At 53.5% G+C, this 12,924-nt stretch carries 12 protein-coding genes; 3 read left to right on the top strand and 9 right to left on the bottom strand.

Annotated features, from left to right (window positions below; all coding sequences use genetic code 11):
* Positions 1–22: 22 nt before the first annotated feature.
* A complete protein-coding gene (locus tag KDM89_RS15120) occupies positions 23–1,000 on the bottom strand; it encodes a LysR family transcriptional regulator (RefSeq protein ID WP_212688754.1) in 978 nt (325 codons plus the stop codon).
* A gap of 192 nt (positions 1,001–1,192) precedes the next feature.
* Between KDM89_RS15120 and KDM89_RS15115 the strand changes: the two genes are divergently transcribed.
* Positions 1,193–1,510, top strand: a complete 318-nt coding sequence (locus tag KDM89_RS15115) for a hypothetical protein (RefSeq protein ID WP_212688753.1) — start codon at positions 1,193–1,195, stop codon at positions 1,508–1,510.
* Between the two features lie 498 nt (positions 1,511–2,008).
* Here KDM89_RS15115 and KDM89_RS15110 read toward each other — a convergent pair whose 3' ends face one another.
* Positions 2,009–3,865, bottom strand: a complete 1,857-nt coding sequence (locus KDM89_RS15110) for a phosphoenolpyruvate carboxykinase (GTP) (protein ID WP_212688752.1) — start codon at positions 3,863–3,865, stop codon at positions 2,009–2,011.
* Between the two features lie 414 nt (positions 3,866–4,279).
* Between KDM89_RS15110 and KDM89_RS15105 the strand changes: the two genes are divergently transcribed.
* Complete coding sequence (locus KDM89_RS15105) at positions 4,280–5,263, top strand: D-2-hydroxyacid dehydrogenase family protein (protein WP_212688751.1); 984 nt, start codon at positions 4,280–4,282, stop codon at positions 5,261–5,263.
* Between the two features lie 119 nt (positions 5,264–5,382).
* On the opposite strand, the gene KDM89_RS15100 is transcribed toward KDM89_RS15105, so the two are convergent.
* The 6 genes from KDM89_RS15100 to glpK form a co-directional block, all read right to left on the bottom strand.
* On the bottom strand, positions 5,383–5,820 hold the full coding sequence (locus KDM89_RS15100; RefSeq protein WP_212688750.1) for a hypothetical protein: 438 nt from the start codon (positions 5,818–5,820) through the stop codon (positions 5,383–5,385).
* Positions 5,821–6,829: 1,009 nt separating this feature from the next.
* Positions 6,830–7,960, bottom strand: a complete 1,131-nt coding sequence (locus tag KDM89_RS15095) for an SGNH/GDSL hydrolase family protein (protein ID WP_212688749.1) — start codon at positions 7,958–7,960, stop codon at positions 6,830–6,832.
* A gap of 14 nt (positions 7,961–7,974) precedes the next feature.
* The gene (locus tag KDM89_RS15090) at positions 7,975–9,189 is read right to left on the bottom strand and encodes a BtaA family protein (protein WP_212688748.1); all 1,215 of its coding nucleotides are present in this window, start codon (positions 9,187–9,189) and stop codon (positions 7,975–7,977) included.
* A 122-nt stretch (positions 9,190–9,311) separates the two neighbouring features.
* Positions 9,312–9,668, bottom strand: coding sequence for a hypothetical protein (locus KDM89_RS15085; RefSeq protein WP_212688747.1), 357 nt, complete (start codon positions 9,666–9,668; stop codon positions 9,312–9,314).
* A gap of 51 nt (positions 9,669–9,719) precedes the next feature.
* Positions 9,720–10,268: an SRPBCC family protein gene (locus KDM89_RS15080; RefSeq protein WP_212688746.1), complete on the bottom strand. Its 549-nt coding sequence runs from the start codon at positions 10,266–10,268 to the stop codon at positions 9,720–9,722.
* Entirely contained in the window at positions 10,265–11,740 is a 1,476-nt protein-coding gene (gene glpK, locus KDM89_RS15075) for a glycerol kinase GlpK (RefSeq protein ID WP_212688745.1), read from the bottom strand. Before glpK ends, KDM89_RS15080 begins: the two co-directional genes overlap by 4 nt.
* Before the next feature lie 245 nt (positions 11,741–11,985).
* On the opposite strand from glpK, the gene KDM89_RS15070 reads away from it, so the two are divergent.
* Positions 11,986–12,243 carry a hypothetical protein gene (locus tag KDM89_RS15070; protein ID WP_212688744.1) on the top strand — a complete coding sequence of 86 codons (258 nt, stop codon included), beginning with the start codon at positions 11,986–11,988 and terminating at the stop codon, positions 12,241–12,243.
* 179 nt (positions 12,244–12,422) lie between these two features.
* Here the strand turns inward: KDM89_RS15070 and KDM89_RS15065 are convergent, their stop codons facing one another.
* The gene (locus KDM89_RS15065; RefSeq protein WP_212688743.1) at positions 12,423–12,863 is read right to left on the bottom strand and encodes an FKBP-type peptidyl-prolyl cis-trans isomerase; all 441 of its coding nucleotides are present in this window, start codon (positions 12,861–12,863) and stop codon (positions 12,423–12,425) included.
* Between the last annotated feature and the right edge of the window lie 61 nt (positions 12,864–12,924).

The raw sequence follows: 12,924 nt of genomic DNA, 5'->3' as shown, positions 1-12,924 counted from the left end.
CGCGCAGCCGTTCTGCGCGGCCTCAGTCGTGCAGCGGGGCGACGTCCTGTTCCAGTTCCGGCACCAGATTCGAATGGGTCATATTGACCAGATTATCGCGCAGCCATTTATGCGCCGGATTGCGGCCATCGCGTTCATGCCACAGCATATCGACGTGGACTTCCGGCGTTTCAAACGGCAATTCTTTGCAGATCAGCGCATCGGTCATGCCGGTGGCGGAAATCAGATGGCGCGGCAGTACCGTGATCAGATCCGAATTCGCAACTACGCGACCCGCGGTGAAGAATTGATTGACGGTCAGCAGGATGCGGCGCTCGCGGCCGCTGGCAGCCAGAATTTCATCAATCAGGCCGTGGGCACGACCGGAAAAACTGACCAGCAAGTGATTCGCGTTGCAGTAATCATCAACTGTCAGTTTGCTGTGCGCCAGCGGATGATCTTTGCGCATCACGCAGACGTAATGACCAGTGTATAAGCGTTCATGGCGGATTGCGCTGTTACCGGCAGCTTGCCCGCCAGTCAGTTGCGCGACCACGCCGGGGAAAAAACCGACTGCGATATCAATATCACCGCGCAACAGCATAGGACGTGGTTCGCGCGTGGTCAGCGGCATCATGCGTACTTTGACACCCGGTGCTTCGGACTGAATCGCGCGCATCAGGGTTGGCATCCACAAGGCAGCAGTCGCATCGGCCATCGCCATTCGGAAGGTTACTGCGGCCTGCGAGACATCGAAGGCACCCGGCGCCAGCGCAGATTCCAGCGTGGATAAAGCTTGCCGGATGACAGGCCACAGCGCTTCGGCGCGCGGTGTCGGCTTCACACCGTAGGCGGTGCGGATCAGCAATTCATCGTTCAGCGAATAGCGCAAACGTTTTAAGGCATTCGATACAGCCGGCTGGGTCATAGCCAGTTTGTCTGCGGCACGGGTCAGATTCTGTTCAATCATCACCGCATCAAACACCCGCAGCAAATTCAGATCCAGGGTAAGAAAATTCATGTGTAGTCTCCGCTCACTCAAATGGTGATGCCGGCGAGGGCACCGTTATTCCCCGTTCTTATTACCATCCTGCAGGGATGTTTTTTATTCCATTCACAAACCGTATAGCATTTATCAGAAATCGGAATTGGAATGTTATGTTGCGTTGCAATATTATGCACTCATTATCTTACGATACAAGCGGATTTCATCATGTCTTTCCTGAATATTGCACTCCCAACCACAGCCAGCTGGGCTACTTCTGATGTTGTTGTCAGCGGCGTCACTACGACTCTGCAACTGTTTGCCTGCCTGGTGGTACTGACCAGCGTGTTTTTTACTTTCCGTCCTCTGTTGTCCGGTATCGCCCGCGCGTTCTGGGTCAGCCTGTTCCCGGCACGCAGCCGCGCACAGGAAACAGCAGAACGTTTGCTGCGCACCCGTCTGACGCTGCGTCGTCTGGCGAATGACAGCGAACTGAGCTCACCTGCCATGGCTGCTGAACTGCAGGCAATGAGCGCACGTACCTGATACTGCATCGCAACACAAAAATCTGAACGGTGCGCCACTTGCCGCCGTGCAGATATTCAGTAAAAAGCACCATCGCCCTGGCGGGAAATGGTGCTTTTTTGTTTTTTCGGACGATGAAGCGGCGCTGGCGGGATGCCCGGTGCCACGGTAAAGGCGACAGCATCCGCAATTTACCAAAATGACCGGTGACGAATGTCGCAGGCTGTGACGCGGATCAGCCTGCGCCGGCACGATGTGAAGCCAAAAACTGGCTGAAAATGGCTTAAATGCGGAGTTCAGCATAGCGATCCGGCGGTCGTCGGCAGAAAGTCCGGCTCTCCGTTTTTGTGAAATGACGATTTCTGCATGATGTGTTGGCGCTGAGATCGTCTGAACCGGCATGGACGGGCAGGCAGCTCTTACAGCCTGTCGCACAACAAAAAACCCCTGCAGTTCACACTGTCAGGGGTTTTGTTCACAAGGCCTGCGGATATCAGCTCGCAGGCACCGTGTTGCGGATTACAGCGATGCCAGACCGCTTTCCAGTTTCTGGCGGTGCTGTTCCAGTTCTGCCGGCAGATTGTAAGCCAGCTTGTCGAACAGTTCAGCGTGCAGTTTCAGCTCAGCTTCCCATGCTGCTTTGTCGATGGAAGTGATTTGTGCGAACTGCTGTTCAGTGAAGTTCAGACCTTCCCAGTTCAGATCGCCGTATTCAGGGCTGGTACCGAACAGGTGTTCTGTGCCTGCACCGGCTTTGCCTTCGATACGTTCCAGCATCCATTTCAGTACGCGCATGTTGTCGCCGAAGCCCGGCCATACGAACTTACCGTTTTCATCTGTACGGAACCAGTTGACGCAGTAAATTGCCGGCAGTGTGCCGCCTGCTTCTTCCAGTTTTTTGCCCATGTTCAGCCAGTGCTGGAAGTAGTCACTCATGTTGTAACCCATGAATGGCAGCATTGCGAACGGATCACGGCGTACCACGCCTTGCTGACCAGCCGCTGCAGCAGTGGTTTCAGAACCCATGGTTGCTGCCATGTACACGCCTTCTACCCAGTTACGGGCTTCAGTCACCAGCGGTACGGTGGTGGAACGACGGCCGCCGAAAATGAACGCGGAGATCGGTACACCTGCAGGATCATCCCATGCCGGATCCAGTACCGGATTCTGTGTCGCGGAGACCGTGAAACGTGCATTCGGATGCGCCGCTTTACGACCGGTTTCTTTTGCGATTTCCGGTGTCCAGTCTTTGCCCTGCCAGTCGATCAGATGTGCAGGCGCTTCTTTGCTCATACCTTCCCACCATACATCGCCGTCATCGGTGTAACCGACGTTAGTGAAAATCGTATTGCCGGTCAGGGAAGCCATGCAGTTAGAGTTGGTCGCGGTATTGGTACCTGGTGCAACGCCGAAGTAACCGGCTTCAGGGTTGATCGCGTACAGACGGCCATCTTTGCCCGGTTTGATCCATGCGATATCGTCACCGATGGTGGTAACTTTCCAGCCTTTGATTGCCGGAATCAGCATCGCAAAGTTGGTTTTACCGCAGGCAGACGGGAATGCTGCTGCCACATAGTGTTTTTTGCCTTCCGGAGATTCCACACCCAGAATCAGCATGTGTTCTGCCAGCCAGCCCTGATCGCGGCCCATGGTGGAAGCGATACGCAGCGCGAAACATTTTTTGCCCAGCAGCGCATTGCCACCGTAACCGGAACCGAAAGACCAGATTTCGCGGGTTTCAGGGTAGTGAACGATGTATTTGGTATCGTTGCATGGCCATGCAACATCTTTTTCACCGGCAGCCAGTGGCTTACCAACAGTGTGTACGCAAGGAACGAAGTCACCGTCCGCGCCCAGCACGTCGTACACCGCTTTGCCCATACGGGTCATGATGCGCATGTTGACGGCTACATACGGAGAGTCAGACAGTTCGACGCCGATGTGCGCAATCGGAGAGCCCAGCGGGCCCATAGAGAAAGGAACAACGTACAGCGTACGGCCTTTCATGCAGCCATCGAACAGCGGGTTCAGGGTTGCGCGCATTTCTGCAGGGTCCATCCAGTTATTGGTCGGACCTGCATCTTCTTTTTTCGCGGAACAGATATAAGTACGGTCTTCAACGCGGGCAACGTCAGTCGGATCGGAACAGGCCAGATAGCTGTTCGGACGTTTTTCCTGACTGAGTTTTTTCATGGTGCCGGCAGCAACCATCTGTTCGCACAGACGATCGTATTCCTCCTGGGAACCGTCGCACCAGTAGATGCTGTCCGGTTTAGTCAGTGCGGCGATTTCAGCGATCCAGTTCAACAGTTTCTGGTGCTTAACGTATGCGGGTGCGTTCAGAGCTACCACGCCTTCCATGATAGGGTTATTCACGATACTACCTCCAATGCCATTCGGACTTTTCAGCGTAAGCACGAGCCGGAAAACCGGTCAGGGTTCACGCTTGCAAGTCCTGTTTAATAAAAAACCTGTGTAGCGGCACGGCAGGATCGTCGTTGGTCAGATGCGAGCACAATGAAAACCGGGGGTTTTCCAGCTCCAGCATGCAGAAACCTAGCGGCGGTTCTGTCGGATAATAAACCGGACGGATGGGTAATCCGGGCGGCGGACCAGCACCTGCTGGGGAGCTGGCAGAAGAATCAAAAGCTACTTAACAGACTATTGTACACCCGCCGCTACGCTTGAGAACCTTTTTTATGTCAATTTCGTTAGCATACGACTATGCTTTTTGAAAGTGAAATGCTTTCATCTGTGGTGCGTGTGCCATCAAACCGAGGGAAAACTCCAATGAAAATCGCGATTCTGGATGATTATCAGGATGTCGTCAGACAATTACGCTGCTTTGATTTACTGAAAGAACACGAAGTAAAAGTGTTTCAGCACAGCGCCAGCGGCGCCGGACAACTGGCGATCCGGCTTGCACCGTTTGATGCCATTGTTCTGATACGCGAACGTACCCGCCTGACCCGCGCAGTGCTGAACAAACTACCGAATCTGAAACTGATTTCACAAACAGGCAAAGTATCCGGCAATATTGACGTGGAGGCGGCACGCGAACTGGGCATCGCGATCGCGGAAGGCGTCGGTGATCCGACCGCACCCGCCGAACTGACCTGGGCGCTGATCATGGCGGCCAGTCGCCGTATTCCGGGTTACGCGAATCTGCTGCAGCAGGGTTTATGGCAAAGTTCTGCCGTTAAACCTGAACTGAACGGACTGGGTCGGGTTCTGAAAGGTCGCCGGCTTGGTATCTGGGGTTATGGCAAAATCGGCAAACTGATTGCTGGCTATGCACGGGCATTTGGTATGCAGGCCTGGGTGTGGGGCAGTGACGCCGGCCAGCTGCGTGCACAGGCTGACGGCCTGGAAACTGCACCGGACCGACACAGTTTTTTTGCAGAATCCGATGTGGTAACACTGCATTTACGTCTGAATGAGCACACACGTCATCTGATTACTGCTGACGATCTGCAAGCCATGAAAAGCGATGCATTGCTGGTCAATACCAGCAGGGCTGAACTGATTGCGCCCGATGCTTTACTGGCTTCTCTGGATGCAGGACATCCCGGTTTTGCTGCGCTGGATGTGTTTGAGACAGAGCCGCTGGCTTTACAGGATCCCTTAATGCGCCGGGAAAATGTCTTGCTGACACCGCATCTCGGTTATGTTGAGCAAGACAGTTACGAGCTGTATTTCCGTGCTGCATTCAGCAATATTCTGGCCTATGCCGCCGGAAATCCTGAAAACTTACTGACGCCGGCAGGACGCTGACTCCAGGTAAAACTGCAACTGTACTGTGGACAGATGCCCGCATATCCACAGTACAGCCCTTCCCACAGTATTCTTTCGATGCACAACTCACAGCATCTGCATCAGACATTTCTGCTGTTTCAGCTTTTCTGACCGGGTTGCGGCTTTGTCTGAATCGCTGCAAAACGCCGGTTAATTGCTTCTGGCCAGAAACTGGTACCGTCAAACAAACCATCCTGTGTTTTTTGTGCTGAAAAGTGCAAGGATTTAGCCGTTTGCGCCAACCCTGCACCGGATAAACTTTCTTCTGCCCAGTAGCCTTCAACAATTTGTCCGGCATAGTGAAGCGTCAGCTTATTTTTTGAGCATTCCCATTTGCCGCGCCAGGTATGTGACTCACGGAAAGGATGCTGACCGGGCATCCAGCTTTCACGTGTCAGCGCAAAAGTGCCGTTTTTTGCCAGTTGCAATTCAGCAGAAAACTCTGATTCGGTGATTTTCTGAAATTTTCCGGCCGAAAAATCACAGGCAAATACCGACAACGGACTCAGCAAACAACAAAACAGCCATTTCTTCATGGTTTTCTCCGTTCAGCACGAGGAATCAAAAATGCAAACAGAGAAAACTTAACGCACCGGTTGAAAAGTTCAAGTTTATTCACACAAAAGCCGCAGACACAGTACTGCCAATACTGCCTTTTGCACTGTCTTTCACAGCACTGGCTTTTCTAAGTCACGGATTCTAAAGCTCTTTTTTGCAAAAAGCGAGTGCCTGAAAAATGCCTGTGGATAGCTTAAGAATGAATAACTGTATACAAAATTGGTAGTAGTGGTTAACGGGCGTTCTTTTTGTGGATAACTTAGTAAACATCCACAAAATCAAATGCTTACTCTCAGGATAAGGTTTTGCAGAAAGTCTGTAAAAAGTGCGGACGTTAACTGAACAAAAAATCCCGTTTTGCGTAAACCGGGAGTTGATCACAAAAGCTACAGGGGATATGAGCAGGGTTATCCACAAAAATATTTTTCATCTGACCGGTTTTTTGTCGTGTTTACTGTGTTTTGCGGATTTTTTCCGGTTTTCCGGCAAGTCTCCAGAAAAAAGACGGGGTATCAGTTTGTTCATCCCGATTTTCAGCCATCAGTTCAGATGACAAGTGAGCAAGTGCAGATCAGTTTCAGGAAGTACAAAAAACGGAAGTCTTTTTTTTAAAAACGCAGAAGTCGGTTTTTTGAAAAGATCCGGTTTGCAGAAAAGTTTCCGGAAGCTTTTGTATGAATTTAATAGAGATATATATCTGTAGTAGAGATAGTTAACACAGGTACTTTGCTGTGGATAAGTAAGTAAACATCCACGTTTACAGTGACTTATCGTATGTACAGAGCTATTGATAAACCATGTAAGAATTGCTGGCAGTTTCGGGATAAAAAATTGTCGCCTGAAAAAATTCAGGCTTTTCCCCAAATTTTCCGTGGATAAAGCCAGTGCTTTTCCACAGGAAAGCAGCGTACTTTTTTGTGATGCCGGACGGTTTTCAGGCGGACAAATCGGTGCCGGGCTGGCCTGATAAAAAGGCCCGCCGGATATTCAGTGACGCAGAGAATCTGCTTTTTCGAGCAAAGGCGGTGCAAATTGTTGTAATACACGGTGCAGCATTTGACCGGTCAACTGGCGGCAACCGGGTAAATGGGCAAGATGGATGGCGCTGTATTCGGTTTTGCCCTGACCGCCGCGTGCCATTTTGAAACTTGCAGCGCCGGAGCTGTAATGCAGGCGTAGTTGCTGTTCTCTCGCCTGATCCAGTAACAAAGCCATCAGATGACGGTATAAGCCCAGTTTTGCGGGCAGAGTGGTGTCGTAGCCAATCAGCGGCGTCGTCGCCCAGCCTGAATGCGGTTCACGTTGTAAACCCAGTACGCCGCATAATTTCCCCTCATAGCGCAGCGCAAACAATTGCAGGAAACGTGTTTCCAGACACAGTGCGAAGAAATCTTCGCTGAAATCCGGATTCAGAGCTGAGTGCTTGTGGATAAACACTTGCCGGAACAAATGACGCAGGACCGGAATATCTGCTGGTTGTAGCTGATCATGATGAATCAGGCTGACATCTTGTCGTTTGAGCAGTTTGGCATCCTGTTTCACATGATTGTGCTTCCACACAGCCGGATCGGCAGGATCGCACAGATAAATCCGGCGGGCCGGCAGCATTAACCAGCCTTGCTGTTCCAATTGCTCTATGGTGTCGTGATGCAGGCTGTGACACAGATTACGTATCATCCAAGGCCGTTCCGGATACTGACGCCGCAGTACGGCGGGCAGGCTGGCGACCTGTTCCTGATGCCAGGGCTGATACAGATTGGTGGATACCAGATGATTGCCGATGATGGCAGCGCGGTCCAGACCGCAGCGCAGAATCATGGCAGCCAGCGGTGATAAAGCGACGGCCGCTGCAGCCGCAGTCAGGGTTTGCCACGGTGCGGCAGCCTGCTGGCGCAGCTCGTCGCGCGGATAGCGTATCCAGGCTGAATACGGACTGCAGGTATAGGCGGTCGTGCTGGCAGATGTCTGCAGCAGACTGACCGGCAAATGTTGCCCCGCCCAGTCCAGTTGTTCGATCTGACAAGCGGCATTACTGACCCAGTGGCTGCCGCCGCGGGCTTTCGCGGTCATCAGCCAAAGAGCCTCCGCCACCTGTGAAGATGGTAAAGGCGTATTCAAGACAGCACCTATGATCAGCGTTTGCGGTACAGGTGCATACCACCGTAAATCGCAGAGCGATCGGTTGCATATAAGCGGCGGTTATGTTCGGGGTCGGTTTCCCATTGCTGCAGAATGCCGGATGGCAGTTTGTCTTCCAGCGGTGACTGGCTGCCGCCGGTACGGAACACGACGCGTGCACCGTGTGCCGCGGTACGGGTAACTTCGCGCCATAAGCCGGTCAGCTGGCCCTGATCCATCCAGTCCTGCGCATCCAGGAACAGATATGCATCGAGACTGTTATTCGGCTGGTGTTGCAGGAATGCAGTCAGGGTAGTGTGATGTGTGTGGACGCGGTCGATATGACTGCGAATCGCGCTGAAATGCTGTTCCTGCAGATACAGTGGCAATGCGGTCTGGCAGCGGGTGTCGTAGCGTCGGGCAAAGGCCTGATGCGCAAAGCAGTTTTCCTGCAGAGGGAAATCACAGGCCAGATGACGCATGCGTTCGCGGAACAGTAAATGCAAACCATCCGGCGCATCTTTGCGTAACTCTTCAAACTGCGATGGCGGAATACCGAGGCTGTACAAAGCCACTGGCTGACGCGCGATCCAGCGGAAGAAGGCAGTATCGAATACCGGCGCAACATACTGTTCAAACAAACGGGCCTGATCCTGCAGATCGCGCGCTTCCATCATTTTGCTCAGATCGCCGCCGAGTCTGCGTGCCAGCCAGTGTGACAAACCGATAAATTCTCCGAGCAAGCCCTGCTGATATGTCTGATGGGTGAAATAGTGATAACGTGGTTTCCCGTTAAGGCTGCGCTTTTCCCAGAATGCACGGGCATTGCTGTCCAGATGTTCGCGGATATGGCGCTGATACCGTTTCAGATTATCTTCCTGACCGGCGTCGCCGAGAAAACTCAGTACCGATGCATAGTCAGGTAAATGGCGGATTGCTTGTTGTTTGATATTCAGCATCGCCAGATGTGCGGCATTCAGATCGACTGCGTGCACCACTGACGGACGTGTACTCAGGTAAGCCAGTGCATTACAGCCGCCGGAAGAGATCGTCAGAATACGGGAGCCGGGTTCCAGTTGCAGCGCATCGATATCCGATTGCGGATCTTCCCAGATTTGTGCGTAGACGAGGCGACTGAACCAGTGTGCAAACAGACGGTCTGCCAGACCTTTGCTGCCTGCAGTGGTGGAATTGATGACTGCGCTGTCGATCAGAGCTTTGCTTGTCATGGGAAGTCTCCTGTTTGTTGTGTCAGAACACAATAGGAGATCAAAATGACAATCCGGTGACCGTTTTGTGAAGATTGTGTGAAGCCTGCCCGGTGTGTTGCCGGGCAGATGACAGGCGGGTTTTATCGTTCCTGATGACGGATCGAGAGTTTGCGGCGGCGGTTACGGAAAAATAAAAAGATCTGATACGCGAAATACAGCGATGCGATTACCGGCATCGACATAATCAGCAGCAATGGAATACCGTGTACGCCGACGGGACCGCTCCAGACATCTTTGGCTGTCACTTCTTTTACAGGTTTTGCCGGCTCTGCTTCCGGCATGGTCGGCACATTGATTTTGACCGCAGATGCAGGCACATATTCCTGCGTGACAACGAATACCGGTTGGGTTGCCGGCGTCTGGGCAGGTTTGGATTGCGCAGCGGCGGTCAGGCTGGTGCAGCACAGCGCCAGCGTCAGGATCAGCTTGGATTTCATCGGGGAATACTTCGTTCGGACAGAGGGCACAGTGTAACGGATGCGGACGCCTTAGTGTGCCCGCTGCGCTGATTGTTCGGAGACTTCTTTCAGTTTTTGCAGTCCGGTTTCAAATTCAGAACCGATGATCCTGTCTGCAAACGGTACCAGCGCTCTTGCCAGCCAGTTATCACCGGTATTTGCATGAATTTCCCATAATACGGTGGTTTGCTGCGGGCCTTCGGGGACCAGTACCAGACTGCCGTTTGCATGGCGCAGTAAGCCTTCCAGATGGGTTTCGTAATACACGGCCTGATCCGCATAGACTTCGGTAAAACGGACGCCGCCATTGCCCTGAGTGCGGCTCTGAAATTCCCATTCCGCATCTTTTCCCTGTGCCGGACCTTTGTACTGGCGTTGCATTTCCGGATCCGCTTTGTGCCAGTAAGTCCATTCTGCCCAGGCTCTGGATTGTGAAATCAGCGGGAAAATGGTGGCTGGCGCAGCTTGTATGCGGATGCTGCGTCTGACCTGAAAATGATCCGGCTGTAATGCGATCAGCCCTGCTGCGATGACGAGCATCAGGATGGCCAGAATCAGCATACGGATCAGTAGTTTCATGGGCAGCGCACCTGACGGATCGCGGTTTCCCAGTCATGCATCAGTTGCCCGGCCTGATCACGGCTCATGGTTGGCAGGAACTGGCGATCCTGACGCCAGAGGCTGGCGCATTCCTGTTCTGACGCGAAAACACCAGCGCCCAGACCAGCCAGTAATGCCGCTCCCAGCGCTGTGGTTTCTGTGACTTGCGGACGGACCACCGGAATCCCCAGCAGATTTGCCTGAAACTGCAGCAGTAACTGGTTTGCCGCCGCACCGCCATCAACCCGCAGTTCGGCCAGCGGTGCCACCGCATCACGCATCATCGCCTGCAGGACTACGGTGGTCTGGAATGCGATGGATTCCAGCGCGGCGCGCGCGATATGGGCAACGGTGGTACCACGGCTCAGACCAAGGATGGCGCCTTTGGCACTGGCATCCCAGTAAGGTGCGCCGAGTCCGGTGAAGGCCGGTACAAATACCACGCCGCCGGAATCCGGGACGCTGGCCGCCAGTAATTCCACATCCGGTGACGAACGTATGGCTTGTAAACCATCGCGCAGCCATTGCACCACCGCACCGCCGATAAACACACTGCCTTCCATCGCATATGCCGGTGTACCGTCAGCGCTGCAGGCAGATGTGGTGATCAGACCATTGGAGGACAATGCGGCACGCGGGCCGGTATGCATCAGCATGAAGCAGCCTGTGCCGTAGGTATTTTTTGCCATACCGGGGCGCAGACAGGCTTGTCCGAACAATGCCGCCTGCTGATCACCGGCGATGCCGCACAGCGGGATTTCAGCGCCGAACAGGCGCGTGGTGCCGACCTTATACGCGGATGGTACGACCGTCGGCAAAACGGCTGCCGGAATGTTGAACAAATCGAGTAATTCTGAGTCCCACTGACCGGTATGAATATTGAACAGCATGGTGCGCGAGGCATTGCTGACGTCAGTCACATGCAATTGTCTGTCGCTGAGCTGATAGCAGAGCCAGCTGTCGACGGTGCCGAAAGCGATTTCTCCGCGCGCGGCACGTGCATGCGCGTCCGGGATCTGTTGCAGTAAATAACTGAGTTTGGTCGCGGAAAAATACGGGTCAGGTACCAGTCCGGTTTTCTGTCGCAACATCTCGGTGTGTCCGGCAGCACGCAATTGTTCGCATTGATCTGCGGTGCGGCGGTCTTGCCAGACAATAGCATTCGCCAGCGGCTGGCCGGTTTTTTTATCCCAGACGATGGTGGTTTCGCGCTGATTGGTGATCCCGATCGCCAGAATGTCGGATGCCCGAATACTGGCTTGCCGCATGACCGCATGGCAGGTGGCGAGCTGGCTTTCCCAGATTTCCATCGGATCGTGTTCCACCCAGCCGGGTTGCGGGAATAACTGACGGAATTCCCGTTGTGCGGAGGCAACGATTTCACCCTGCAGGTTGAACAGGATGCTGCGTGAACTGGATGTGCCCTGATCAAGGGCTAACAGGTATGGCATGGCAATCTGAAAAAGTCCGTGTTGACTAGTATGTTAGCGCCCGAATGTGCGGCTGAACAGTGCAGTTAGGAAAAGCAAGTACTGATGCAACTGTTTGCCCTTGTTACACATGCTTTACCTTATTGTCATGAATTTATGATAATTTACTTATTGTTAAAATTTAAGTGTGAATACGTTGCGCAGATCATGCTGATGTCAGCAGTAGTCTGAAGGGCAGAAAAGTTCACCGGCAGGGGGAGACGGAATTGGATGGCTTGATGTTTTTTGGCTGCGCTTTGCTGGCGCTGCTGTTGCTGAGCGTTGCCCGTTTACGACGTTCGGCGCGCATCTGGTGGATTGCGGCGATGCTGCTGATGGGGCAGTGCATTTACGGCTGGTATGTGTTTATTTTTCCGGCACCGCAGCAATGGGTGTTTATTCTCGGAACACTGGTCACGGCGCTGGTGTTATCCGGTTTTTTCTATGTGATGTACACCAGCGAGCATCATAAAGAACCGCACTGAACAGGCGGCAGCCCCGCCACAGGCCATTTTTGACCCCAAATGCGGACTCCGGCACAGCGATCCGGCGGTCGTCGGCAGAAAGTCCGGCTCTCCGTCAATAGCAGATGCGGACTTCTGCACAATCAGCGCTCACCGGACAGTGCCGGCGATGGCGCTGAGTGAATAGTCCGGTGGTCCGGTCAGCGGATATCAATCAGTTCCACATCAAAAATCAGGGTCGAGTGCGGCGGAATCATATTGCCCGCACCACGCGCACCGTAGGCGAGTTCAGACGGAATCACCAGTGTGCGTTTGCCACCGATTTTCATTCCCGCTACACCCAGATCCCAGCCTTTGATCACTTGTCCGGCACCGACGCGGAAGGTCAGCGGTGTGCGGCCGGAGGAACTGTCAAACAGTTGTCCGCGCTCTCTTGGCGCAAACGAGTCATACAGCCAGCCACTGTAATGCACGATCGCAGTCTGGCCCGGTTGCAATTCGCGGCCTTCACCGGTTTTCACATCGATTTTTTGCAAACCGCTGGCTTGTGCAGCCGCATCCGGTGCCGTGCTTTGTGCGATTGCGGGCAGGGCAGTCAGGCTGGCCAGCGCCAGCACGAACGGGGCAACATGTTTGAGCATAGTGATCTTTCGTTCAGAGAGAATGTCAGGGCGGCATTGTACAAAATGCGGCTCACGGGAC

The organism is Cognatundibacterium luofuense, from assembly GCF_018139685.1.
Taxonomy (GTDB): Bacteria; Pseudomonadota; Gammaproteobacteria; order Burkholderiales; family Burkholderiaceae_D; genus Undibacterium; species Undibacterium luofuense.
This window is presented reverse-complemented; position numbering and strand designations above follow the sequence as displayed.